Raw genomic sequence first — 25,403 nt, 5'->3', positions numbered from 1 at the left:
TTGAATTTGCACTGTTTTGTAGGCCGGATAAGGCGTTTACGCCGCATCCGGCATGAACAATGCGTACGTTGTCAACAATCTGCACCGCCGGTAATCCCGGCGGTTTTCTGTTCATGGCTCCTGATGAACAACTTCTGGCGGTGGAACGTCAACCAACTTTCTGCTTAACAACGCATTGAGTAAAATCGCGCCAAAAGTTGCCGTGCCGATCCCTCCCAACGTGAAGCCGCCCAGCGTGAGAGCAAAATCACCCGCGCCCAGCACTAACGTTACCGCGACCATTATCAAATTGCCGTTCTGGCTTAAATCCACACGGTTTTGTACCCAGATCCGCGCGCCTGCGACGGCAATTAGCCCGAACACAACAATTGATGCACCACCAATCACCGCTGCAGGAATGGTATGAATCAGCGCGCCAAATTTCGGTGAAAAGCCCAACAGCATGGCGATGACGGCAGCAGCAACAAACACCAGCGTTGAGTAGACTTTCGTCACGGCCATCACACCGATATTTTCAGCATAGGTGGTCACGCCGCTACCGCCGACAGAGCCGGAAAGCATCGTTGCCAGCCCATCACCGACGAATGCCCGCCCCATATACGGGTCCATATTGCGTCCGGTCATCCCGGCGACTGCCTTGAGATGACCTAAGTTTTCCGCCACCAGAATCACCGCCACGGGCGCAATCAGCATCATTGCCTGACCATTAAAAGCAGGAGTGGAAAAATGTGGCAGACCGAACCAGGCAGCATGACTGACGAGAGTAAAATCGACGGCTTTTCCCAGCCCTAAAACGTTGGTCATCACGCCATACAGCAGACAGGCGACAATTAACCCTACGAGAATCAACAACCGCTGGATCATGCCACGGGTAAACACCGCCACCAGCCCAATACACAGCACCGTCATTACCGCCATCCAGCTATCAAAGCCCGAAGCCGATACACTTTTTACCGCGATAGGCGCTAAGTTCAGGCCAATCGCCATCACCACCGCGCCCGTCACTACGGGCGGCATCAGGCGTTCAATCCAGCGCGTACCGATCTTCATCACCACCAGGCCAATGACGGTATAAACCAGCCCACAGGCGATAATCCCGCCCAGCGCAATGCTGATATTCGGGTTAATGCCCTGGCCGTTAAAGCCCGTTGCAGCAATCACCACACCAACAAAAGCCGCGCTGGAACCGAGATAACTGGGAACGCGTCCTCCGGTAATAAAGAAAAACAGTAACGTGCCGATCCCCGACATTAAAATGGAAAGATTGGGATCCAGCCCCATCAGGATAGGCATTAACACCGTCGCGCCAAACATCGCCACCGCGTGTTGAACGCCCATTACTGCCGTCTGAGCAAACGGCAATCGTTCATCCGGCGCGACCACGCCGCTCTCTGTAGAGGTCGATTTTAACTGCCAGTGAGGAAAACCGAACATTGCCATCAGCTGTCTCCTTAAGGAGGTTAACAAGCAGGGCGCATCAGCGCGTGATAACTGCGATCGAACCACACCAGCCGTAGGGGGTGGCGTGACGATGAATCGCCTCGATGGCGCAAAACAGAATGTCGTGGGTGCCGATGCTCACCACCTGGCTGATACGGCAGTCAAACGAAACCAGCGCCTCTTCCAGTTGCGGGCATCCGGTCACACCCGTCTGCCAGCGGGCGGCGGCAAAGCGGTGTTCCATGGGCGTTTTGCCGCCAAAAAGGTTTGAAAGCGGCTCCTGCCCGGCGCTAAGTGTATTTACACACAGCGTTCGATTTTCATTGAATACCGGCCAGACGGACGCCCCACGATTCAGGTACACCAGTAATGTGGGCGGCGTGTCGGTCACGCTGCAGACGGCGCTGGCGGTGAACCCGGCGCGCCCGGCTGGACCGTCCGTGGTGATGATATTGACCGCCGCGCCCATACAGGACATCGCATCGCGAAAAGTTTGTTGATCGACAATGTTCATAGTTTGCTCCTTACAACAGCCCGCAGGCTTCTTCAAAGGACAGACGTGGCAGGCGCGCAAAAAGTTTGCTGCTATCGCCATAGCCGATATTAATCAGCAGATTGCTTTTCAGCGTGCTGCCCGCAAAAAGGCGTCGTCCACGTGTTGACGGTCGAAACCCGACATCGGGCCGGTATCCAGCCCCAGCGCACGGCAGGCAACGATCAGATAGGCCGCCTGCATGGAGCTGTTGCGAAACGCTGTTTCTTCGGCAAGTTGCGGGCTGGAAGTAAACCAACTGCGGGCATCGCCGTGAGGAAACAGTTGCGGTAACCGTTCATAAAATTCACTGTCCCAGGCGACGATAGCGGTGACGGGCGCGGTCAGGGTTTTTTGCAGATTGCCGCTGGAAAGCGCCGGGCGCAGACGTTCTTTTCCTTCTGCCGTGCGGATAAACACGATCCGTGCCGGAGAACAGTTAGCTGATGTCGGCCCCCATTTCATCAGGGCATAAATCTCCCGTAGCGTCTCATCGCTGACGGGTGTCTCCCGCCAGCCGTTGTGAGTGCGGGCATCGGTGAACAGGGTGCTAAGCGCACCAGGGCTAACGGCTTCGTTCATAGCAATTCCTTACAGGGCGGCTTCACGGTGATGTAACAGGCTGGCAAGCCCGTTGAGTAACAGAGCATTAAACGTTTCGGGATCGGTCACGTTGCAGGCGTGTCCGCCATAGCGCATCACCATTTTCTGGCTATCGGGCAGGGCGGCATGAAGCTCACTGGAACATGCTGATGGCACCAGCAGATCATCACTGGCGCAGATGATTTGCACCGGGCAGCGGATGCGATCCGCATGGTGACTAAAGTCAGCGCGTTTGAGGGCGTTAAGTCGACGCAGTAAATTATTCTTGCCCTGAAAATGCGCCAGTGCCAGCGCGTCTTCTGCCTCCAGGCGAGGTGCGCGGGCCGCCATCCAGTCGGCGGGATAGAGGAACAACGGCTGCGCTTCCACCCATGCCTGTGCGCCGCCGCTATACAGTAATCGTTCGCGAACCTGAAAACAGCGGCGCGTATGGGCGTTTATTCGTAGCCAGCCGTTAACGCTGACCAGCACAGTTACCGACGTGGGATAATCCAGCGCCAGCTGCATTCCCACCAGCGCACCGAGCGCATGGCCGACCACCGCGTAACGCTCAATCCCTGCGGCTACCAGCGCCTGATGCAGTTCCGCTGCCATCTGGGCGATACTGTAATCTTCTGCCAGCGTGTCGGGATTATTGCCGGTGCCGCGCTGGTCGTAACAGACTACCTGATACTCCTGATCCAGCACCGCCAGTTGCGGTAACCAGTAACTGCCGCTACCGCCAAGACCTGAAATCAACACCACTACGGGCGCATCAGCATAAGGGGGAGGTGAGAGTGAAAGTTTCATCGCGGCCTCACTTGGCGATATGCGCAATTGTGGCGATTTCCACCAGCGCGTCAGGTTTTACCAGTCCGCACTGAATGCAGAATCGCGCCGGTTTATCACCCGGAAAAAACTCGGCGTAGATTTCGTTAATCGCGGCGTAATTTTTCCAGTCGGTAATAAAGATGCTGTTGAAGGTCACGTCCGCCATCGTGCCGCCCGCAGTTTCGATAACCTTGCGGATGGTTTCCAGAACGTGGCGGGTTTGCGCCTTTGGGTCATCGGCAAACAGCACGTTATTATGTTGATCAAAAGCCAGCGTACCGGAGACATACACCACGCCATCAGCCAGCGTGCCGGGAACGAAGGGGGCCAGCGGTGCGCTGCTGCCAGCGGGAATAATTACGGATTTCGGCATAAGTAAGTTCCTCAGGCAATACGGGCAAGAGACGTGGGCGAAAGCGCGTCGCAGAACGTTTCGACGTCGCTGACCCAGCCAAAAAAGGTTTCGATATTGAACAACGCAGCTTTCTGCGCAAATTCCGGCCCCGCCTGGTGAGTTGCGTCTTCCAGCACCACGCCGAAATACTCCAGAAAAAAGCCGTCGCGTAGCGTCGATTCGACGCAGACGTTGGTAGCGATACCGGTGAAAACCAGATGGCGTATTCCGCGGCTGCGCAAAATGCTGTCCAGCGGCGTATTGAAGAAACCGCTGTAGCGCGGCTTCGGCAGCACAATATCGCCAGGCTGCGGCACCAGTTCATCCACCAGTTGATAATCCCAGGAGCCTTTCGCCAGCAATTTCCCCTGCAGCTGCGGCTGCTTACGCATGGTTTTCAGGGCGTTCGATTTATGAAAATTCGGTGAGCCGGGGCCGCCAGCCTCGACATACTGTTCATCCCAGCCATTTTGAAACCAGATGATCAACATCCCTGCCGCTCGCGCTGCGGTCACGGCGGTTTGAATGTTGGCAATGACCGGGCGAGTGGTTGAGACATCAAACCCGGCGAGATCTAAGTAGCCGCCTGGCGTGGCATAAGCGTTTTGCATATCCACCACGATCAGCGCACTTTGCTGCGGATCGAAGGTAATGGCTTCCGGTCGAGCGGTTAAGGTTGTCATCATGCCACCTCCTGAGTCAGCGCAGGGAGATGGGCGCGGCACTGCATCAGTGGTTGAATGCGCTCGCCGAAGGTTTCGATTCCCGACAGAAAATCATCGAAGGTCAACAGCACGCCTTCGGCACCAGGCACGCTTGCGACTTCATCTAACATGCGCGCGACACTGGCGTAAGAACCGACTAACGTCCCCATATTGATGTTTACCGCCGAAGTGGGATCGGCCATCTGACGGACGTTGGTGTCAGTACCGGAGCGGGTATCTTTCTGACTTTGTTCGGTTAGCCAGCTTAACGCCTCTTCATCCGCGCCCGCTTTGTAGTGTTCCCATTTGGCGCGAGCGGCATCGTCGGTTTCGTCGGCAATCACCATAAACAACACATAAGAGCCAACGTCGCGCCCGGTTTGCTCTGCGGCCTGTTTCATCCGCGCAGCGGTCGGGGCGAAAGCCGTAGGGGTATTTACGCCTTTGCCGAAACAGAAGTTGAAATCGGCATACTGAGCGGAGAACGCCATGCCAGCGTCGCTTTGCCCGGCGCAGATCACTTTCATGGGGACACTCGGTTGCGGACTGACGCGACAATCATTCATGGTGAAAAAATCGCCTTTAAAATCGCTTTTCCCCGTGCCCCACAGGTCGCGCAGCACCTGAACATATTCGGTGAGATAGTCGTAACGACGGGAGAAATAGTCATCGCCAGGCCAGATACCCATCTGCTCATACTCGGGCTTTTGCCAGCCAGTCACGAGGTTGACGCCAAAACGCCCGCCAGAGATGGAGTCAATGGTTGCGGCCATACGGGCGACGATTGCCGGAGGTAACGTTAAGGTGGCAGCAGTGGCGTAAATCTGAATGCGCGAGGTCACGGCCGCCAACCCCGCCATCAAGGTGAACGACTCAAGGTTGTGATCCCAGAACTCAGTTTTGCCGCCAAAGCCACGCAGTTTGATCATCGACAGGGCGAAATCGAAATGGTAGTGCTCCGCTTTTTGCACGATGCTTTATTCAGTTCAAAGGTCGGCATGTACTGCGGCGCGTGGGTCGAAATGAGCCAGCCGTTGTTGCCAATAGGTACGAATACGCCAATTTTCATCATCAACCTCTCTTCGTCTCGTAAAGTGAAAGTCAGACGGGGCGCTGCATCCTGCATATCCTTTTCAGCCGCGTATTGGCTTGTTTGCAAAGCGGATGCCAGTTTTTAAAAGTTCAATGTTATTAATGCGTTAATGTTTGGTTGTTGAAAATGACTGGTAAAAAGTGGACTAAACGGTCAAAACAGTTGCACATAAAACATGCGTTCGTGCGCGATGAGAGTGCAGAAGGTCGAGGCCGGGCGGGGGTTTTGCTATCCTGTTGCCAATCTACAAGAGGGGAGAGCGCATGACGCAAGGCGCAGTGAAAACAACGGGTAAACGTTCGCGCGCAGTAAGCGCGAAGAAAAAAGCGATTCTTAGCGCGGCACTGGACACTTTTTCGCAATTCGGTTTTCACGGCACACGGCTGGAGCAAATTGCAGAGTTGGCGGGTGTTTCAAAAACCAATCTGCTGTATTACTTCCCGTCAAAAGAGGCGCTGTATATTGCCGTGCTGCGGCAAATTCTCGATATCTGGCTGGCACCGTTAAAAGCGTTTCGTGAAGATTTCGCCCCGCTGGCGGCGATCAAAGAGTACATCCGTCTGAAGCTGGAAGTCTCCCGCGATTATCCGCAGGCTTCGCGCCTGTTCTGTATGGAGATGCTGGCAGGCGCGCCGTTGTTAATGGATGAACTGACGGGCGATTTGAAGGCATTAATTGATGAAAAATCGGCGCTGATTGCCGGTTGGGTCAAAAGCGGCAAACTCGCGCCGATTGATCCGCAGCATTTGATTTTTATGATTTGGGCTTCCACTCAACATTACGCCGATTTTGCCCCTCAGGTGGAGGCGGTGACAGGCGCGACGTTGCGCGATGAGGTGTTTTTCAATCAAACGGTTGAAAACGTGCAGCGGATTATTATTGAGGGGATTCGACCACGTTAAAGATGCCGGAGGAGGTTGTAACATCCTCCGGCTACCTGTTTAACCGATCGTCATTAAACTGGCGTTACCGCCAGCGGCAGCGGTATTCACACTCAGCGAACGTTCGATATACAGCCGTTCCAGCAGGATATTGCTTTCGCCACGGGCAAAACCCTGAACCGAAACAATTGCGCCATCCCGTGCGGCAACCGCTTCACACAATGCGCGAAGCTGATCCGAATCACCGTGGAAGATCACCGCATCAAACGGTTGAGCGGTTATATTTTCCGCTTTCGCCAGTTGAATACGTTCGCTGACTGCCGATGGCAATGCCTTCACTAACTGACGATGCAGCGCGTCATCCGCCCACAGCACCTGGCTGCCTACCGCCAGCACGGCGGCGAGCTGAGTCATCGCATCCTGCTCATCATCCGCAATACACAACACGCGCTCACGCGGCAGCAGCGTCCAGGTGTTACGTTCACCCGTCGGCCCTGGTAGCAATCGTTGTGTTCCTGCCTGCGCCAGCTCGCCATATTGCGTACATAACGCCTGCAATTCTGGACGATTTGCTGCCCATTCCCGCAGTGCATTTAGCGGCTGAGTCAATGCGGCTTTCAACTGCGCATCGACCGGATACTCTGCATCCTGACGCGCGAGCGTCACCGCCAGCGCACTTTCCGGGCGATTCGCCAGCAGACGGTAGAGATAGAGCGGACCGCCTGCTTTCGGCCCGGTACCGGACAACCCTTCGCCGCCGAACGGCTGCACACCAACCACTGCACCCACCATATTACGGTTAACATACAGGTTACCAACATGGGCCGAGCCAGTGACCTGGGCGATGGTTTCATCAATACGTGTATGGACGCCAAGCGTCAGACCATAACCGGAAGCGTTAATCTGCTCGATCAGCTCCGGCAGCTGGTTACGGTTGTAACGCACCACATGTAGCACCGGACCAAAGACCTCTTTTTGCAATTCGGCAAAGTCATCCAGTTCGATCAGCGTCGGGGCGACAAAGGTGCCGCTTTGCCATTCACGGGCATCTTCACTGTTTTCCCGCACCGCCTGGAACACCGGACGGCCTTTGCTACGCATGGTCTGAATATGGCGCTCAATATTGGCTTTCGCTTCGCTATCAATCACCGGACCGATATCGGTGGTCAGGCGACCCGGATTACCCATCCGGCATTCGGCCATTGCGCCGCGCAGCATTTTCAACGTGTGGTCGGCAATCTCATCTTGCAGACACAGCACGCGCAGTGCCGAACAACGCTGACCCGCACTGTCGAACGCCGAGGCCAGCACATCTATTACGACTTGTTCGGTCAGTGCTGAAGAATCGACAATCATCGCGTTCATGCCGCCGGTTTCAGCGATGAGCGGAATCGGGCGACCCTGAGCATCCAGGCGGCTGGCGATGTTGCGTTGCAGTAACGTAGCGACTTCGGTTGAACCGGTAAACATCACCCCGCGCACGCGATCATCACCCGTCAGTTGCGCGCCCACGGTTTCACCCCGACCTGGCAGCAATTGCACCACGCCTGGCGGTACACCCGCTTCCAGCAAAATGGCGATCCCTTGCGCGGCAATCAGTGGCGTTTGTTCTGCCGGTTTTGCCAGCACGCTGTTACCTGCCGCCAGTGCGGCAGCGATCTGCCCGGTGAAAATAGCCAGCGGGAAGTTCCACGGACTGATACACACCACAGGCCCTAATGGACGGTGGGTTTCGTTAGCGAAATCATCCCGCACCTGTCCGGCGTAGTAGTGGAGAAAATCGACCGCTTCGCGCACTTCGGCAATGGCGTTACTGAAGGTTTTTCCGGCTTCACGCACCAGAATACCAATCAGTTGCTGCATCTGGCTTTCCATTAGCACGGCAGCGCGATGCAAAATCGCCGCGCGTTCAGCCGGAGGAGTGGCAAACCAGATTGGCGCGTTATTAACCGCACTTTCCAGCGCCTGTTCTACTTCACGCGGCGTGGCTTCACGCACATAGCCCACAATATCTTTCGGTTCCGCAGGGTTAATAACGGGCGACATCTCACCTGCCGCTACCGGTTGTCCCAGCATTGGCAAGGCCTGCCATTTTTGCAGTGCACTGTTGAGCAGGGCAGAAGAGAGCGAGGCCAGTCGGTGTTCATTGGCGAGATCCAGCCCTGCCGAGTTGTCGCGCCCCTGACCGTAAAGATCGCGCGGCAGGGGAATTTTCGGATGTGGTAATCCCGTTTGCCCTTCCTGTTGCGCCAGTTTTTCTACAGCAGTGACCGGATCGGCGACCAGTTCATCCAGTGGCAAAGAGGTGTCGGCAATACGATTAACAAACGAGGTGTTAGCACCGTTTTCCAGCAGGCGACGCACCAGATACGCCAACAGCGTTTCATGTGTGCCAACCGGGGCATAAATACGACACGGACGGTTAAGTTTGCCGTCGGCAACTTTCCCGGTGACCTGCTCATACAGTGGCTCGCCCATACCATGCAGGCACTGGAACTCGTACTGACCCGGATAGTAGTTTTGACCTGCCAGTTGATAAATCGCTGCCAGCGTATGGGCGTTGTGCGTCGCGAACTGCGGGTAGATTAGATTCGGCACCGCCAGCAGCTTTTTCGCACAGGCGAGATATGAAACGTCGGTATACACCTTGCGGGTATAAACCGGATAACCTTCAAGGCCGTCCATCTGCGCACGCTTGATTTCGCTATCCCAGTACGCGCCTTTCACCAGGCGAATCATCAGACGGCGACGGCTGCGGGTCGCGAGATCAATCAGGTAATCAATCACCAGCGGGCAGCGTTTTTGATAAGCCTGAATAACAAAACCGATGCCGTTCCAGCCTGCCAGTTCCGGCTCGAAACAGAGTTTTTCCAGCAGATCGAGGGAGATCTCCAGACGATCGGCCTCTTCGGCGTCAATGTTGATACCAATATCGTACTGACGCGCCAGCAGGGTGAGTGATTTCAGACGCGGGTAAAGCTCTTCCATTACCCGGTCATACTGGGCGCGGCTGTAACGCGGATGCAGCGCCGACAGTTTGATTGAAATGCCCGGCCCTTCATAGATGCCACGACCGTTAGACGCTTTACCAATGGCGTGAATCGCCTGCTGATAGGAAACCATATACGCTTGTGCATCTGCGGCAGTCAGTGCGGCTTCGCCCAGCATATCGTAAGAGTAACGGAAACCTTTTTCTTCCAGCTTGCGGGCATTGGCTAACGCTTCCGCGATGGTCTCACCCGTGACGAACTGCTCGCCCATCAGGCGCATCGCCATATCCACACCTTTGCGGATCAGCGGTTCACCGCTCTTACCGATAATGCGGTTCAGCGAGCGGGAGAGGCTGGCTTCGTTATGGGTGGAAACCAGTTTGCCGGTAAACAGCAGCCCCCAGGTGGCGGCATTAACAAACAGGGACGGGCTACGACCAATGTGTGATTGCCAGTTACCGTTGCTGATTTTGTCGCGAATTAACGCATCACGGGTGGCTTTGTCGGGAATACGCAACAACGCTTCTGCCAGACACATCAGCGCCACGCCTTCCTGCGATGACAGCGAAAACTCCTGCAATAACCCCTGGACCATACCTGCGCGACCACTGGCGTTTTTTTGATTACGCAGTTTATCGGCCAGTTGATACGCCAGTTTGTGCGCCTGTTCGGCAATCGGCTGCGGCAGGCGAGCTTGTTCCAGTAGCATAGAAATCGCTTCAGTTTCCGGGCGGCGATACGCGGCGGTGATAGCGGCGCGGGAAACCGACTGGGGCAAAATTTGCTCGGCAAAGTCGAGGAATGGCTGGTGTGGTTCCTCTGCCGGAGTTGGTACTTCATCGCTCTCATTGGCCGCGCCAGAAAGCAGTGCAGGCAGCTCCGGCAAGGTATCGCTGTTTTCCAGTTGTTCGAGATAAGAAAAAATCGCCTGCTTAATTAACCAGTGCGGTGTGCGATCGATACGTGTCGCGGCTGACTTAATACGCTCACGCGTCGCGTCGTCCAGCTTAACCCCCATGGTGGTGGTTCCCATGCCATTACTCCTGTTGTTCTGAAAAGTGCAACTTAACGTTATCGTGAAATATCTATTATGTTGCAACTTTGTGCAACCGCGTTAAATGTGACTTACGTAGCAAGCTTAAAAATGAATGAAATGTTAATAAAAGAAATCGATATGACAGGGATTAAAAAAGTAACGCAGACTTTTTCTCTGCGGCAGTTAACATTTTTGAAAGGTGCAACCGTAAAAAATGTGAGGAAGTGCAACCTGATGAAAAATAGTATCGCTGGGCAATAAAATTTGATGTAAATGATGTGTTAAATCGATTGTGAATAACCAGCACTTCCGGCAGGATACGGTCGCCCTGGTAAAACATAAACTCTGTTACCCCGTTCCGGTGGCAGATATAACGGCAAGTTTCGACATTGCCGATAATAATTTTTGGAGACTTTAGATGGCTATTAGCACACCGATGTTGGTGACATTTTGTGTCTATATCTTTGGCATGATATTGATTGGGTTTATCGCCTGGCGATCAACGAAAAACTTTGACGATTATATTCTGGGCGGTCGTAGCCTTGGGCCATTCGTGACGGCATTATCGGCGGGTGCGTCGGATATGAGCGGCTGGCTGTTAATGGGGTTGCCGGGCGCGGTTTTTCTTTCCGGGATTTCCGAAAGCTGGATCGCCATTGGCCTGACATTAGGCGCGTGGATTAACTGGAAGCTGGTGGCCGGGCGGTTGCGTGTTCATACCGAATACAATAATAACGCCTTAACTCTGCCGGATTATTTCACCGGGCGCTTTGAAGATAAAAGCCGCATTTTGCGCATTATCTCCGCGCTGGTTATTTTGCTGTTCTTCACCATTTATTGCGCTTCGGGCATTGTGGCAGGCGCGCGTCTGTTTGAAAGCACCTTCGGCATGAGCTACGAAACGGCTCTGTGGGCAGGAGCTGCGGCGACGATCCTTTACACCTTTATTGGCGGTTTCCTCGCGGTGAGCTGGACTGACACTGTACAGGCCAGCCTGATGATTTTTGCCCTGATCCTGACGCCGGTTATCGTCATTATCAGTGTCGGTGGCTTTGGCGACTCGCTGGAAGTGATCAAACAAAAGAGCATCGAAAACGTGGATATGCTCAAAGGGCTGAACTTTGTTGCCATTATCTCGCTGATGGGCTGGGGGCTGGGTTACTTCGGTCAGCCGCACATTCTGGCGCGTTTTATGGCGGCGGATTCTCACCATAGTATTGTCCATGCGCGTCGTATCAGTATGACCTGGATGATCCTCTGCCTGGCAGGGGCGGTGGCTGTTGGCTTCTTTGGGATTGCTTACTTTAACGATCATCCGGCGTTGGCTGGTGCGGTAAATCAGAACGCCGAGCGTGTGTTTATCGAACTGGCGCAAATTCTGTTTAACCCGTGGATTGCCGGGATTCTGCTGTCGGCGATTCTGGCGGCGGTGATGTCAACCTTAAGCTGCCAGTTGCTGGTATGTTCCAGTGCGATTACTGAAGATTTGTATAAAGCGTTTCTGCGTAAACATGCCAGCCAGAAAGAACTGGTGTGGGTAGGGCGTGTGATGGTGCTGGTAGTGGCGCTGGTGGCGATTGCGCTGGCGGCAAACCCGGAAAACCGCGTGCTGGGCTTAGTGAGCTACGCGTGGGCAGGCTTTGGCGCGGCGTTTGGTCCGGTGGTGCTGTTCTCGGTGATGTGGTCACGCATGACGCGCAACGGTGCGCTGGCGGGGATGATCATCGGTGCGCTGACGGTTATCGTCTGGAAGCAGTTCGGCTGGCTGGGTCTGTACGAAATTATTCCGGGCTTTATCTTCGGCAGTATCGGGATTGTGGTGTTCAGTTTGCTGGGTAAAGCGCCGTCAGCGGCGATGCAAAAACGCTTTGCTGAAGCAGATGCGCACTATCATTCAGCGCCGCCGTCACGGTTGCAGGAAAGCTAAGGGAAGGCGTTTTAACGAAAATCCCACGTTATAATGGGAAGCAAGCAGAGGGCAATCGGTGATTGCCCTCTGTGTTTTCTCTCAAAAAAATTTTACATTTTCTCATCACTATTACTACATTCTGCTTGTGTTTTTCCTCGCCGTAATGATAATCGCTATCACTGCGATTTACTTTTCTTTGCATAGATTGACTCAGAAAAACGTTTAAGGGTGGTGGCATGTTTGTTCCGTTTCTCATTATGTTGCGCGAAGGACTTGAAGCCGCGCTGATTGTCAGTTTGATTGCCAGCTATCTTAAGCGTACCCAGCGAGGCCGGTGGATTGGTGTGATGTGGATTGGCGTATTGCTTGCCGCTGCGTTGTGCCTGGGCTTGGGTATCTTCATTAATGAAACCACCGGCGAATTCCCGCAAAAAGAACAGGAACTGTTTGAAGGTATCGTGGCGGTGATCGCCGTGGTGATCCTTACCTGGATGGTTTTCTGGATGCGTAAAGTGTCGCGCAACGTCAAAGTGCAACTGGAACAGGCAGTCGATAGCGCATTGCAGCGTGGAAATCATCATGGCTGGGCGCTGGTGATGATGGTTTTTTTGCCGTTGCAAGGGAAGGGCTGGAGTCGGTCTTTTTCCTGCTGGCGGCATTTCAACAAGATGTCGGGATCTGGCCGCCGCTGGGTGCAATGCTCGGTCTTGCTACAGCCGTGGTGCTCGGCTTCCTGCTCTACTGGGGCGGTATTCGCCTCAATCTTGGTGCATTTTTTAAATGGACCAGTCTGTTTATTCTCTTCGTCGCCGCAGGGCTGGCAGCTGGTGCCATTCGCGCATTTCATGAAGCCGGATTGTGGAACCACTTTCAGGAAATCGCCTTCGATATGAGCGCGGTGCTCTCAACTCACTCGCTGTTTGGCACACTGATGGAAGGGATTTTTGGCTATCAGGAAGCACCGAGCGTCAGCGAAGTCGCCGTCTGGTTTATTTATCTCATCCCGGCGCTGGTGGCATTTGCCCTGCCACCACGCGCAGGGGCGACAGCGTCTCGTTCTGCGTAGCAAATACGACGCAAACTCTTGCTTAGTTACAACATACTTTAAAGGGATAGTCTCGTCATGACCATTAACTTCCGCCGTAACGCATTGCAGTTGAGCGTGGCTGCGCTGTTTTCTTCTGCTTTTATGGCTAACGCCGCTGATGTGCCGCAGGTCAAAGTGACCGTGACAGACAAGCAGTGCGAACCGATGTCCATTACGGTTAACGCCGGGAAAACGCAATTTATCATTCAGAACCACAGTCAGAAGGCGCTGGAGTGGGAGATCCTTAAAGGCGTGATGGTGGTGGAAGAGCGGGAAAATATCGCCCCTGGCTTTAGCCAGAAAATGACGGCGAATTTACAGCCTGGCGAATACGATATGACCTGCGGCCTGCTGACTAACCCGAAAGGGAAGTTAATCGTCAAAGGTGAGGCAACGGCGGATGCGGCGCAAAGTGATGCGCTGTTAAGTCTTGGTGGTGCAATTACTGCATATAAAGCGTATGTCATGACGGAAACCACGCAGCTGGTGACCGACACTAAAGCCTTTACCGACGCTATTAAAGCAGGCGATATCGAAAAAGCGAAAGCACTGTATGCGCCAACGCGCCAGCACTATGAGCGCATCGAACCGATTGCTGAACTGTTCTCCGATCTGGATGGCAGCATTGACGCCCGTGAAGATGATTACGAGCAAAAAGCCGCCGATCCGAAATTCACTGGTTTCCACCGTCTGGAAAAAGCATTGTTTGGCGACAACACCACCAAAGGAATGGATCAGTACACTGACCAGCTTTATACCGATGTGGTCGATTTGCAAAAACGCATCAGTGAACTGGCTTTCCCACCTTCAAAAGTGGTCGGCGGCGCAGCCGGACTGATTGAGGAAGTGGCAGCCAGCAAAATCAGCGGTGAAGAAGATCGCTACAGCCACACCGATCTGTGGGATTTCCAGGCTAACGTTGAAGGCTCGCAGAAAATAGTCGATCTGCTGCGTCCACAACTACAAAAAGCCAACCCGGAGCTGCTGGCAAAAGTCGATGCTAACTTCAAAAAGGTCGATACCATTCTGGCGAAATACCGTACCAAAGACGGTTTTGAAACCTACGACAAACTGACCGATGCCGACCGGAATGCACTGAAAGGGCCGATTACTGCGCTGGCGGAAGATCTGGCGCAACTTCGCGGTGTGCTGGGGCTGGACTAAGCGTTATGCAGTATGAAGATGAAAACGGTGTGAATGAACCGTCACGCCGACGTTTACTGAAAGGGATTGGTGCACTGGCGCTGGCGGGAAGTTGTCCGGTCGCTCATGCACAAAAAACGCAAAGTGCGCCGGGTACGCTTTCACCGGATGCACGCAATGAGAAACAGCCGTTTTATGGTGAGCATCAGGCAGGGATCCTGACGCCACAACAGGCCGCAATGATGCTGGTGGCGTTTGATGTGCTTGCCAGCGATAAAGCCGATCTTGAGCGGTTGTTTCGCTTGTTGACTCAGCGTTTTGCTTTTCTGACTCAGGGCGGAGCAGCACCAGAAACGCCAAATCCGCGCCTGCCACCACTCGATTCCGGCATTCTTGGCGACTACATTGTGCCCGATAATCTCACCATCACGTTATCGGTGGGCCACTCATTGTTTGATGAGCGCTTTGGGCTTGCGCCGCAGATGCCGAAAAAGTTGCAGAAGATGACGCGTTTCCCCAACGACTCGCTGGATGCGGCGTTATGTCATGGTGATGTGTTGCTACAAATTTGCGCCAACACCCAGGATACGGTGATCCATGCGCTGCGCGATATCATCAAACACACGCCGGATTTGCTCAGTGCGCGCTGGAAGCGGGAAGGGTTTATTTCCGATCACGCAGCGCGTAGTAAAGGCAAAGAGACGCCGATAAATTTGCTGGGTTTTAAAGACGGCACCGCCAATCCCGATAGCCAGAATGATAAGTTGATGCAACAAGTGGTGTGGGTGACGGCAGATCAGCAGGAGCCTGCGTGGACAATCGGTGGCAGCTATCAGGCAGTACGCTTGATTCAGTTTCGAGTGGAATTTTGGGACAGAACGCCGCTGAAAGAACAGCAGACGATTTTTGGCCGTGATAAGCAAACCGGTGCGCCGCTGGGGATGAAGCATGAGCACGATGTGCCGGATTACGCCAGCGATCCGGAAGGGAAGGTGATTGCGCTGGACAGCCATATTCGTCTGGCGAATCCCCGCACGGCGGAGAGTGAATCCAGCCTGATGCTGCGTCGTGGCTACAGTTATTCGTTGGGCGTCACCAACTCCGGGCAACTGGATATGGGGTTATTGTTTGTCTGCTACCAACACGATCTGGAAAAGGGCTTCCTGACAGTACAAAAAAGGCTCAATGGCGAAGCGCTGGAGGAATACGTTAAACCTATCGGCGGCGGTTATTTTTTTGCGCTACCGGGGGTGAAGAATGCGAATGATTACCTGGGAAGGGCGCTATTGCAGGTTTAATGTTTTTAGGCGGATAAGGCGTTTACGCCGCATCCGGCGTTCGTGCGCAGATGCCTGATGCGAATCCTGCTGAAAGCACACAGCTTTTTTCATCACTGTCATTACTCTGTCATCTTTCCAGTAGAAACTAATGTCACTGAAATGGTGTTTTATGGTTAAATATAAGTAAATATATTGTTGCAATGAATGCGAAAACTGTTGTACTTATTAAGTAACAGCGGTAGTTCCCGGCAGTGATAGTCAGTCACTATGGAGATCGCGGATGGTAACGTCCTGTACTGGACATGTTTTTGACAATCAACGCTCGACCAAACGCGGAGATTTCTCCTCCGGTAGCAACTTCGTCACTCTGTATTTTTACTCACTTCCTCCCTTTTCTCGTGTTACCGACGCCGTAAATGGTGCGCGTAGCCGTTTTCGGTGTTATTTCCAAAAGCAAACTATGGCTTACAAGGAAGCCAACCCTCTGATGTTCGTGCGCATAATCGCGCTGCCAACGGCGCGTGTGATGAATACAAACAACTCAAGGTGCTCTCCATGGGAAGACAAAAAGCAGTGATCAAAGCTCGTCGCGAAGCGAAACGTGTGCTGAGACGGGATTCACGCAGCCATAAACAGCGTGAAGAAGAATCGGTCACCTCGCTTGTGCAGATGAGCGGCGTAGAAGCCATTGGTATGGCCCGCGACAGTCGCGATACTTCGCCAATCGTGGCGCGAAATGAAGCGCAATTGCACTATCTGAAGGCTATTGAGAGTAAGCAGCTGATATTCGCTACGGGCGAAGCCGGGTGCGGTAAAACCTGGATCAGTGCGGCAAAAGCGGCAGAGGCCCTGATACATAAGGATGTCGACAGGATCATCGTCACCCGTCCAGTTTTGCAAGCCGATGAAGATCTTGGCTTCTTACCTGGGGATATCGCAGAAAAGTTTGCTCCCTATTTTCGTCCGGTCTATGACGTGCTGGTCCGGCGCCTGGGGGCTTCCTTTATGCAGTATTGCCTGCGACCGGAAATAGGGAAGGTGGAAATCGCGCCGTTCGCCTATATGCGTGGACGTACCTTTGAAAATGCAGTTGTCATTCTTGACGAGGCGCAGAATGTGACTGCCGCGCAAATGAAAATGTTTTTAACCCGCCTCGGGGAAAACGTAACGGTTATCGTCAATGGTGATATCACGCAATGCGATCTGCCTCGCGGCGTGCGCTCCGGATTAAGTGACGCGCTGGAACGTTTCGAAGAAGATGAAATGGTCGGGATCGTCCGGTTCGGCAAAAATGATTGCGTACGTTCGGCACTTTGCCAACGTACGCTACATGCCTATAGTTAAGCGTATTACAAGCGCAGAGCCCGGGCTAACCGGGCTTTGTTTTTGCTGTGTATGCCCGGAGTGCAAATTTATCTGAAACTACCTACAGCCGGTTTAGTTGCAATGCAGGATAGCTATTTTAAATAATAAAGTCTGTTCTCAATATATTCATTCAGTTTTGTCAGCTCTTCTGCGATTTTTTCCTTGTTCAATTCATTGTTGTCGGTCATGGTTAATAAAATCAATTCCTTTGTTTTTTTTGATAAAATTCCCGGGTGGAAATTTCTGCTGTTATACATTTCATGAATAATGCTGAGTAATTCGTTATTGAAAAAATCAATATTATCCATGTTGTCGATTTGAGGGTTGCTGTCTTGAAAATTTTTAATAATTTTATTTATTTTGATAAGGAAATAAAACTCAATATTTCTCTGGGTTTGTTCTTCTGGTGTGAAAATTGGAAAGTCATAATGTTCACATATTGTATCATAATCATCAAACTTTTCGTTTTCAATTGACCATAACTTTTTCTTTTCTATTTTATCCTTCGTTGATTTTATCTCTGAAAACATTCTTTTTATTATCAATAAAATGATGGCGGTGACAAATAAAATAATTACGCCAATATGTGTGGAGTAATAAAAAAGTAACATGATAAATGAAATTACTGGTAGTGCTAATGAAATAATAATCAATAAGTTACCGACTTTACTATATGAGTGTAGTTCAAAAATGAATTCCCTTTCGCCACTTGCGAATATGTAAAATAATGAGAAGCCTGTGTTCAGTAATGTTGATATTGCGAACCCTAACGTAGCCCACCACAGCGGAAAACTATTGGAGATGTTAACAGGGGGTACACTAAAAAGCCCAATAAAAAAGGTAAAGCAGGCTCCAGTAAGAATTGAGTGGAAATATGAAAACCATTTTATACTCTCCCCTGTATGATACCCTTTTTTATATGCACACCAGGCAATCCGCTTTGTATTATACATGGTTCTATCCTTAAATTGATTTACTATGAAAACTATACTGATTGATATTAATACATGCGCAAAATTATTATTAATATCGTATATAATTTACTGCCTCATCGCCCGAATCAATTCCATATCAGTTTGTGCGATAGATTAGTGGATAAATAAATGATTATGAACAAATGCATTTATCTGGTAATAGATTTAGCCTACTACCAGACAAACAATCAGTTATTGTGGCGAATAATTTGGTAAAACTCAGCAGGTATGTTGGGGCCAAAACTCAGCGCATATTGATAACAAACATCTGTCCACTGATGGTTTTTGTAAAAAGCAAGAATAACTTGTTTTACCATTTGGTATTCAATATCGAGTTCATCTTTTAAGTCGTTTTCAAATTCATACCATTTTAATTTTTCATTGTTGCTTAATTTTTCATCGTATTTTTCAAATATATCATGTGTACGATTAATGTTTCTTTCATTCCAATCCATTGAAATAGTTAATGACTCCACAGGATGATTATGGTAATCGATTATGTCACCAAGGATACTTATATGGTATTTCAATTTTTCAATTTCTTTTGAAATTTCAGTTAAGTTCATGCTTTATCCTCCATTTTAGAATTTGTAGAATTCATCGCAGATATGACATCTTGAGTCTTTGTTTGTAGATCATGAACATATGCGAGTCTGGAGTGCCTGAATGCCAACCTGTTTCGTAAGAGTTAAGATTTATTTTGCTTCAACAAGAAGCAGGTGAGTATCAGCATCAGGATCTTTTGTATCAAGAGTTCCTAAAGCAATATCGGAAACTCTTTTGTCTTGTGCTCGCTTCAGAAGAGCATAGTCATGCTGTCTGTTATTAAAGGATACTCCCATCCATTTACCCGCAATAGTTAGAATTGAATCACTTTGTACATTTATATTCAGCTTTTGCCTTGGTAAATAATAAATAATATTTCGGTATTATCTAATGCAAAAATGATTTTACAAAACAAGGTATCGCTTACCTCATCCTTTCTGAACGCAACAGGAGACTATGTTGGGAAATTCCTCGTCGCCCTGCGGGCAGCCCGTTCACTGCGTTCACGGTCTGTCCAACTGGCTTTCGCCAGTTGTCGAACCCGGGTCCGGGCTTCTCATCCCCGCCATGCTGTGCAACATGCGAAAAAAAAGCCCGTACTTTCGTACGAGCTCTTCTTAAGATATGGCGGTGAGGCGGGGATTGACTCCCTTCGCTCGCCCTGCGGGCAGCCCGTTCACTGCGTTAACGGTCTGTCCAACTGGCTGGCGCCAGTTGTCGAACCCGGGGCCGGGCTTCTCATCCCCGCCGGGCTGTGCAACATGCAAAAAAAAAGCCCATACTTTCGTACGAGCTCTTCTTAAAATATGGCGGTGAGGCGGGGATTCGAACCCCGGATACGTTGCCGTATACACACTTTCCAGGCGTGCTCCTTCAGCCACTCGGACACCTCACCAAATTGTTGTTCCTGTCTTGCTGGAACGGGCGCTAATTTAGGGAAATAGTCGCCTCGGGTCAACAAACTTTTTTTAAAAAAAGTGCGTTTATTCAAACTTCAATCAATTTGTGGCTTAAATAAGCAAGTTTTGCTTTTTTTACCACCGACAGCAGATTTGCTATTCTGATGTTCCTTGCAGATCATAACAATAAGCGCGAATAAATTCCGCTTAACTCTTTTCGGGAGCCAATATGGATATCATCTTTTATCACCCAACCTTTGACTCAAAATGGTGGATTGAGGCGCTGAGTAAAGCGATACCTCATGCCAGGGTCAGAGCCTGGAAAAACGGAGATAACCAGGGCGCGGATTATGCATTAGTCTGGCATCCTCCTGTTGAAATGCTGGCAGGACGCGATCTTAAAGCAGTGTTTGCACTAGGTGCCGGAGTGGATTCTATATTGAGTAAACTACAGGCACACCCTGAAATGCTTAAACCCTCCATTCCGCTTTTCCGCCTGGAAGATACCGGTATGGGCGAGCAAATGCAGGAATATGCTGTTAGCCAGGTGCTACATTGGTTCCGACGTTTTGACGATTATCGAATCCAGCAAAATGCTTCACACTGGCAACCGCTGCCTGAATATCATCGGAAAGATTTTACAATTGGCATCCTGGGCGCTGGCGTGTTGGGCGGTAAAGTCGCACAGAGTCTACAAACATGGCGCTTTCCGCTGCGTTGCTGGAGTCGCAGTCGTAAATCCTGGCCAGATGTACAAAGCTTTGCTGGAAGCGAGGAGCTGAAGGCATTTCTGAGTCAATGCCGGGTACTGATTAATCTGTTACCGAATACGCCCGAAACGATCGGCATTATTAATCAACAATTATTCAATCAATTACCGGATGGCGCGTATCTTCTTAATCTGGCGCGTGGCGTCCATGTGGTGGAAGATGACCTGCTCGCGGCGCTGGAAAGTGGCAAGATTAAAGGAGCAATGCTGGATGTTTTTAATCGTGAACCTTTACCGCCGGAAAGCCCGCTCTGGCAACATCCATGCGTCACGATAACACCACATGTGGCAGCTATTACTCGCCCCGTCGAAGCGGTGGAGTATATTTCGCGCACCATTTCCCAGCTAGAAAGAGGTGAGGCTGTCAGTGGGCAAGTCGACCGAGTTCGAGGCTACTAATAAAGCGCCAGGATTCCTGCTATCCTTGGCAAGAATTGAATACAGGAGAGAGTTATGTATCCCGTCGACCTACATATGCATACCGTTGCCAGCACGCATGCATACAGCACATTAAGTGACTACATTGCCCAGGCTAAACAGAAGGGAATCAAGCTTTTTGCAATTACCGATCACGGCCCGGATATGGAAGATGCGCCGCATCACTGGCATTTCATTAATATGCGTATTTGGCCACGAGTGGTTGATGGGGTAGGGATCCTGCGCGGCATTGAAGCCAACATTAAAAATGTTGACGGTGAAATTGACTGTAGCGGCAAAATGTTTGAGTCGCTGGATTTAATCATTGCTGGTTTTCATGAACCGGTTTTTGCACCACATGATGAAGTGACCAATACGCAAGCGATGATCGCGACTATCGCCAGCGGCAATGTGCACATAATAAGCCATCCGGGCAATCCGAAATATTCCATTGATTTCAAAGCAGTTGCGGAAGCAGCCGCGAAACACCAGGTAGCGCTGGAAATCAATAATTCGTCCTTCCTACACTCGCGCAAAGGCAGTGAAGATAACTGCCGTGCAGTTGCCGCTGCGGTGCGCGATGCTGGCGGTTGGGTGGCATTAGGCTCGGATTCTCATACCGCGTTTACTATGGGTGATTTTGAAGAGTGTCGTAAAATTCTTGACGCGGTTGATTTTCCAGAAGAACGCATTTTGAATGTTTCACCGCGCCGTTTACTCAACTTCCTGGAATCCCGCGGTATGGCGCCGATTGCGGAATTTGCTGAACTTTAATTGCTTTTATGGAAATAAATAAATGAACGAGTTTTCTATCCTGTGTCGTGTACTGGGGTCACTTTATTACCGCCAACCGCAGGACCCTTTACTGGTTCCGCTGTTTACCCTGATTCGTGAGGGAAAATTGGCGGCGAGCTGGCCTCTGGAGCAGGATGAGTTGCTGGCACGCTTGCAGAAAAGTTGTGATATGGCGCAAGTATCTGCCGATTACAATGCGCTGTTTATCGGCGATGAATGTGCAGTACCGCCTTACCGCAGTGCCTGGGTAGAGGGCGCGACGGAAGCGGAAGTGCGTGCTTTTCTTTCAGAACGCGGGATGCCGTTAGCAGATACGCCAGCCGATCACATCGGCACGTTACTGCTTGCGGCTTCCTGGCTGGAAGATCAGTCAACGGAAGATGAAAGCGAAGCACTGGAAACGTTGTTCAGCGAGTATCTGTTGCCGTGGTGTGGCGCATTTCTCGGTAAAATTGAGGCCCATGCAACCACGCCGTTCTGGCGCACTATGGCACCACTGACCCGCGATGCTATCGGCGCAATGTGGGATGAACTTGAGGAAGAAAAAGAAGAATAAGTGTGATCGTGATCACTAGTGAATGCAACATCAAACTCTACGTTGCATAAAATGTGTGCTCGATCTCATTCATGGCCGCGTTTTCTGCTATCATTCGCGGCATGAACATACTTCTCTCTATTGCAATCACAACGGGCATTCTCTCCGGTATCTGGGGATGGGTGGCCGTTTCCCTTGGTTTACTCAGCTGGGCGGGTTTCCTTGGCTGCACGGCCTACTTTGCCTGTCCGCAAGGCGGCCTGAAAGGGTTGGCGATCTCCGCTGCAACGCTGCTTAGCGGTGTGGTGTGGGCAATGGTCATTATTTACGGTAGTGCGCTGGCACCCCATCTGGAAATAGTTGGCTATGTCATGACTGGCATTGTCGCTTTCCTGATGTGTATTCAGGCCAAACAGCTATTGCTGTCATTTGTTCCGGGTACATTTATCGGTGCGTGTGCGACGTTTGCCGCGCAGGGAAACTGGAAACTGGTATTGCCATCTCTGGCGCTTGGGCTGGTGTTTGGTTACGCGATGAAAAACAGTGGGCTTTGGTTGGCGGCGCGCAGTGCTAAGACCGCTAACCATGAGCAACAAGTAAAAAATAAAGCGTGAGAGAATCACGCTTTATATTGAATATGTAAAAGCCGGATTAATACTCCGGCATTTTTATGGATCAGGATTCCGGCGGTACTGACAGATGGCGGTATTTCACCAGAATGTCATTCTTCAGATCTGCTTTATTCTGCAAATCCCACAGACCGCGGTCGATACCATCATTAATCAGGAAGATAACACCGGTTTCAATCGCCGACATCAGGCATAGCATAACGGGTTCGTTCGAGGTATATCCTACTTCCCCTTCCAGTAACCGCTGGTAGTCGATAAAGCGGAAGACGCCGGCCTGGACTTCATAGGAAAGAATGGTCTTACTGGTGTTCACTGATGACAGGATTTCACCGGTGCTGACATTAACGACACGCAAGTTCACCGCGATTTGGTCAAGTTGGTACTGCGTATCGGCGCCAATACCGAAGTATCTCGCCCCGGCACCGCCCGATTTCACATTACTTTCATAACCAATAATCGACCCTTCAACCATGATATTGGCTGCCGTCAGCGACTGTAGCGGGATCCGGTTATTGAGCGCAACGGTGCCGTTTTCTTGTGCCGCACGAATAATCTTACGTTCGTTCAGTAAGTTTTGTAGGCCCTGACGCTCCAGTGGTACAAACCAACGCGAATCTTTCAATGCGGTGACCAACATGGCGGTCGCGCTTTGCGGAACTGCGGTGGAGAAGTTACTCGCCGGATAGGGTTTAAATTGTCCAGTTTCATCCTGGATGTTGTATACCGAGACAAAGATTTTGCCCGTTGGCGAAGGCAAATGGGTTAAATCTTTGTAGCTTTGAGCTCGAGGCATTAATGTCGGCTTGGCGGCTTCTTTTGGTGGTGCTGTTAAGCATCCACTCAGCAACATGACTGCAACCAAAACAAATAAGCGCTGCATATTATTTTCCTTACAAAGCTGGGGCTTAAAAATCGGTTGAGTTATTTTGTAATCCCGAAACCTGAATCGTGGACGTTTGACCCGTTTTACGATCGGTTACGTTCAGTTGCAGCTGACCATCCCGGTTGGCAATATCGACGATATATTCGTTAGTCACCATTCGTCCTGGCTGACCCGTATTAATATTTGTCAGCAGCCCACCTAATATTTGTGACTGAATGGCCTGGGTGAAGTTATCTAACGCCGAGGGCGTTTCAATACCAAAGTCATCATCATAGCTTGGATCTTTATACGAGTTCTGTGCCTGGGCGCTGTTTAGTAAAAAAGCGCCATTATTGGGGTTGCCACCAAAATTAGGATTGCGGAACTGGAAGGTCATATTCCCGGCCCAACTTATTGGCGAAATTAGCATGAGTAGAATTACTGCATGTTTGACACGCATTGCAGCCTCCGGACAATTTAATTTAAAATTCATCAGGCGCTAAATCGCCCGTACTCAGTAAAGCCTGACTAATCTGTCGACGGTTCAGTGCTTCTTCAGTTTGTGCCAGTGCAAAGACAACAGTTTTCTCGAAGTCTCTTTTCAATGGGAATAAAAAAGTCTGGAAAATAACGTCCTGATTTACCGTTATGGTGATCCAGCTTCCCCATCGTGCACTGGGCCTTTCATTAATCGTCAAGTTCCCGGTATAGCTACTTTCCCATTTATCACTAAAGGCACGATAAAAATCGTGTCCAATGGATGAAACAGTATGGTCAGTTAACAATCCCGGTACTTCTACCTCTACGGCGTGAACATTCCCCGCAGCGAAGAAAATATTCGCTGCTACAACCCAGCATAAATAACGTTTCATGGCTTTATCGCCTGAGGTTATCGTTTGCCCATGAGACTGCTTGAGTCCGGTTTTTGACTGCTATCTTCTTGAAAAGATTATAAAGATGCGTTTTAACCGTATTTTCGCTGATGAACAGCGAACGAGCAATCTCGTTATTGGAGGCGCCGATACGCAGTTTATTAAGGATCTCTTTTTCCCTATGAGTAAGGAGGGCAGATTCCGTGCTGTTATAACGATAGTTACCTGAATGTGTAATCAGATAGCTGGCAAGTTTTTGCGTAAAGTAGCATTCCCCGCGTAAGACGCCTTGCAACCCATTGATGACGCGTTCTTGATCCTCCAGGGCGTAAAAAACACCGTTGATATGAGGCCAGTTTTCAATGTCGCGGTACGGGTAATCGTCTGGAGTATTTAACAACAGTGTTTTGATGTTGTTGTGTTTTCTGCTTAATGTATCCTGCCAGTAATGGATGAGTTTTTTATCTGCTTCCATCATATCCAACAGAATAATGCAGCCAGAAGATATATCGTCCAGAGAACGTTGAATGTTATGTAGTTTTCCTGTGATTGCCAGCGATTGTTTTAAATGCTGCAATAACGCAGTCGCTTGCAAGGAAGGTTTAGTGATTAACAGTAATGTATGACCATGAATACTATGGACTTCATTAAACATGATGAAACCCCGCTCTTTTTATTAATCGCACACCTGACAGCTGCCTTTATTCAATAAAGGCACCAGAAGTACTGACAGATGTTGCACTGCTGTGTGTAGTAATAAATCAACCCTAAATGGGTAAAAAATAAAACTAATGGATTACATCTGATTTCAATCTAGCCATTACAAATCTTAAATCAA

General features: G+C 50.7%; 21 protein-coding genes, 1 tRNA gene and 4 pseudogenes. 11 read left to right on the top strand and 15 right to left on the bottom strand.

Features of this window, described 5'->3' with window-relative positions:
- Nucleotides 1-111 precede the first annotated feature (111 nt).
- From rutG to rutA, 7 genes and pseudogenes are all read right to left on the bottom strand, one after another.
- On the bottom strand, nucleotides 112-1,440 hold the full coding sequence (gene rutG, locus AACU94_RS11200; RefSeq protein WP_135489439.1) for a pyrimidine utilization transport protein G: 1,329 nt from the start codon (nucleotides 1,438-1,440) through the stop codon (nucleotides 112-114).
- A gap of 20 nt (nucleotides 1,441-1,460) precedes the next feature.
- Nucleotides 1,461-1,954 (bottom strand): annotated as a pseudogene (gene rutF / locus AACU94_RS11195) (NADH-dependent FMN reductase RutF).
- 10 nt (nucleotides 1,955-1,964) lie between these two features.
- Nucleotides 1,965-2,554 (bottom strand): annotated as a pseudogene (locus AACU94_RS11190) (malonic semialdehyde reductase).
- Between the two features lie 9 nt (nucleotides 2,555-2,563).
- Nucleotides 2,564-3,364, bottom strand: coding sequence for a pyrimidine utilization protein D (rutD, locus tag AACU94_RS11185; protein WP_135489438.1), 801 nt, complete (start codon nucleotides 3,362-3,364; stop codon nucleotides 2,564-2,566).
- A 7-nt stretch (nucleotides 3,365-3,371) separates the two neighbouring features.
- Nucleotides 3,372-3,758, bottom strand: a complete 387-nt coding sequence (gene rutC, locus AACU94_RS11180) for a 3-aminoacrylate deaminase (protein WP_001126780.1) — start codon at nucleotides 3,756-3,758, stop codon at nucleotides 3,372-3,374.
- An 11-nt stretch (nucleotides 3,759-3,769) separates the two neighbouring features.
- Entirely contained in the window at nucleotides 3,770-4,462 is a 693-nt protein-coding gene (gene rutB, locus AACU94_RS11175; RefSeq protein WP_032255822.1) for a peroxyureidoacrylate/ureidoacrylate amidohydrolase RutB, read from the bottom strand.
- Nucleotides 4,462-5,552: pseudogene (rutA, locus tag AACU94_RS11170) on the bottom strand (pyrimidine utilization protein A). Before rutA ends, rutB begins: the two are co-directional and overlap by 1 nt.
- A 287-nt stretch (nucleotides 5,553-5,839) precedes the next feature.
- Here rutA and rutR point away from each other — a divergent pair.
- Entirely contained in the window at nucleotides 5,840-6,478 is a 639-nt protein-coding gene (gene rutR / locus AACU94_RS11165) for an HTH-type transcriptional regulator RutR (protein ID WP_000191701.1), read from the top strand.
- 39 nt (nucleotides 6,479-6,517) lie between these two features.
- Here rutR and putA read toward each other — a convergent pair whose 3' ends face one another.
- Complete coding sequence (putA, locus tag AACU94_RS11160; RefSeq protein ID WP_135489437.1) at nucleotides 6,518-10,480, bottom strand: trifunctional transcriptional regulator/proline dehydrogenase/L-glutamate gamma-semialdehyde dehydrogenase; 3,963 nt, start codon at nucleotides 10,478-10,480, stop codon at nucleotides 6,518-6,520.
- 57 nt (nucleotides 10,481-10,537) lie between these two features.
- On the opposite strand from putA, the gene AACU94_RS11155 reads away from it, so the two are divergent.
- From AACU94_RS11155 to phoH, 6 genes and pseudogenes are all read left to right on the top strand, one after another.
- On the top strand, nucleotides 10,538-10,744 hold the full coding sequence (locus AACU94_RS11155) for a hypothetical protein (protein ID WP_135381141.1): 207 nt from the start codon (nucleotides 10,538-10,540) through the stop codon (nucleotides 10,742-10,744).
- A gap of 157 nt (nucleotides 10,745-10,901) precedes the next feature.
- Nucleotides 10,902-12,410: a sodium/proline symporter PutP gene (gene putP / locus AACU94_RS11150; RefSeq protein WP_001018479.1), complete on the top strand. Its 1,509-nt coding sequence runs from the start codon at nucleotides 10,902-10,904 to the stop codon at nucleotides 12,408-12,410.
- Nucleotides 12,411-12,628: 218 nt separating this feature from the next.
- A pseudogene (gene efeU / locus AACU94_RS11145) lies at nucleotides 12,629-13,458 on the top strand (iron uptake transporter permease EfeU).
- Between the two features lie 57 nt (nucleotides 13,459-13,515).
- A complete protein-coding gene (gene efeO, locus AACU94_RS11140; protein WP_135489436.1) occupies nucleotides 13,516-14,643 on the top strand; it encodes an iron uptake system protein EfeO in 1,128 nt (375 codons plus the stop codon).
- A 5-nt stretch (nucleotides 14,644-14,648) separates the two neighbouring features.
- On the top strand, nucleotides 14,649-15,920 hold the full coding sequence (gene efeB, locus AACU94_RS11135; protein WP_135489435.1) for an iron uptake transporter deferrochelatase/peroxidase subunit: 1,272 nt from the start codon (nucleotides 14,649-14,651) through the stop codon (nucleotides 15,918-15,920).
- A 537-nt stretch (nucleotides 15,921-16,457) separates the two neighbouring features.
- Nucleotides 16,458-17,246 (top strand): phosphate starvation-inducible protein PhoH, encoded by a 789-nt coding sequence (gene phoH / locus AACU94_RS11130; RefSeq protein ID WP_167850467.1) that lies wholly within the window; start codon nucleotides 16,458-16,460, stop codon nucleotides 17,244-17,246.
- Between the two features lie 113 nt (nucleotides 17,247-17,359).
- On the opposite strand, the gene AACU94_RS11125 is transcribed toward phoH, so the two are convergent.
- The 3 genes from AACU94_RS11125 to AACU94_RS11115 all read right to left on the bottom strand — a co-directional run bounded on the left by AACU94_RS11125 (nucleotide 17,360) and on the right by AACU94_RS11115 (nucleotide 19,682).
- Nucleotides 17,360-18,220 carry a hypothetical protein gene (locus tag AACU94_RS11125; RefSeq protein ID WP_135489434.1) on the bottom strand — a complete coding sequence of 287 codons (861 nt, stop codon included), beginning with the start codon at nucleotides 18,218-18,220 and terminating at the stop codon, nucleotides 17,360-17,362.
- Nucleotides 18,221-18,429: 209 nt separating this feature from the next.
- Nucleotides 18,430-18,807, bottom strand: a complete 378-nt coding sequence (locus AACU94_RS11120; protein ID WP_130215847.1) for a DUF1878 family protein — start codon at nucleotides 18,805-18,807, stop codon at nucleotides 18,430-18,432.
- Between the two features lie 787 nt (nucleotides 18,808-19,594).
- Nucleotides 19,595-19,682: transfer RNA gene (locus tag AACU94_RS11115), tRNA-Ser, on the bottom strand.
- 233 nt (nucleotides 19,683-19,915) lie between these two features.
- On the opposite strand from AACU94_RS11115, the gene ghrA reads away from it, so the two are divergent.
- The 4 genes from ghrA (at nucleotide 19,916) to AACU94_RS11095 (ending at nucleotide 22,816) form a co-directional block, all read left to right on the top strand.
- Entirely contained in the window at nucleotides 19,916-20,854 is a 939-nt protein-coding gene (gene ghrA / locus AACU94_RS11110) for a glyoxylate/hydroxypyruvate reductase GhrA (RefSeq protein ID WP_135489433.1), read from the top strand.
- A gap of 54 nt (nucleotides 20,855-20,908) precedes the next feature.
- Nucleotides 20,909-21,646, top strand: a complete 738-nt coding sequence (gene ycdX, locus AACU94_RS11105; RefSeq protein ID WP_135489432.1) for a zinc-binding phosphatase — start codon at nucleotides 20,909-20,911, stop codon at nucleotides 21,644-21,646.
- Between the two features lie 22 nt (nucleotides 21,647-21,668).
- Nucleotides 21,669-22,223 (top strand): molecular chaperone YcdY, encoded by a 555-nt coding sequence (gene ycdY / locus AACU94_RS11100; RefSeq protein WP_130205458.1) that lies wholly within the window; start codon nucleotides 21,669-21,671, stop codon nucleotides 22,221-22,223.
- Nucleotides 22,224-22,324: 101 nt separating this feature from the next.
- Nucleotides 22,325-22,816, top strand: coding sequence for a DUF1097 domain-containing protein (locus AACU94_RS11095; RefSeq protein WP_130205460.1), 492 nt, complete (start codon nucleotides 22,325-22,327; stop codon nucleotides 22,814-22,816).
- Between the two features lie 61 nt (nucleotides 22,817-22,877).
- On the opposite strand, the gene csgG is transcribed toward AACU94_RS11095, so the two are convergent.
- The 4 genes from csgG to csgD are packed head-to-tail and all read right to left on the bottom strand — an operon-like array spanning nucleotide 22,878 to nucleotide 25,220.
- The gene (gene csgG / locus AACU94_RS11090; RefSeq protein ID WP_135489431.1) at nucleotides 22,878-23,711 is read right to left on the bottom strand and encodes a curli production assembly/transport protein CsgG; all 834 of its coding nucleotides are present in this window, start codon (nucleotides 23,709-23,711) and stop codon (nucleotides 22,878-22,880) included.
- A 25-nt stretch (nucleotides 23,712-23,736) separates the two neighbouring features.
- Nucleotides 23,737-24,153 (bottom strand): curli production assembly/transport protein CsgF, encoded by a 417-nt coding sequence (gene csgF / locus AACU94_RS11085; protein ID WP_064528489.1) that lies wholly within the window; start codon nucleotides 24,151-24,153, stop codon nucleotides 23,737-23,739.
- Between the two features lie 22 nt (nucleotides 24,154-24,175).
- On the bottom strand, nucleotides 24,176-24,565 hold the full coding sequence (gene csgE / locus AACU94_RS11080; protein ID WP_135384690.1) for a curli production assembly/transport protein CsgE: 390 nt from the start codon (nucleotides 24,563-24,565) through the stop codon (nucleotides 24,176-24,178).
- A gap of 4 nt (nucleotides 24,566-24,569) precedes the next feature.
- Nucleotides 24,570-25,220, bottom strand: coding sequence for a biofilm master transcriptional regulator CsgD (gene csgD / locus AACU94_RS11075; protein ID WP_064528493.1), 651 nt, complete (start codon nucleotides 25,218-25,220; stop codon nucleotides 24,570-24,572).
- Between the last annotated feature and the right edge of the window lie 183 nt (nucleotides 25,221-25,403).

The sequence above is a fragment of the Escherichia sp. E4702 genome, assembly GCF_963883545.1.
GTDB lineage: Bacteria > Pseudomonadota > Gammaproteobacteria > Enterobacterales > Enterobacteriaceae > Escherichia.
Note: the sequence above shows the minus strand (reverse complement) of the source record. Positions and strands in the feature narration are given on the sequence as shown.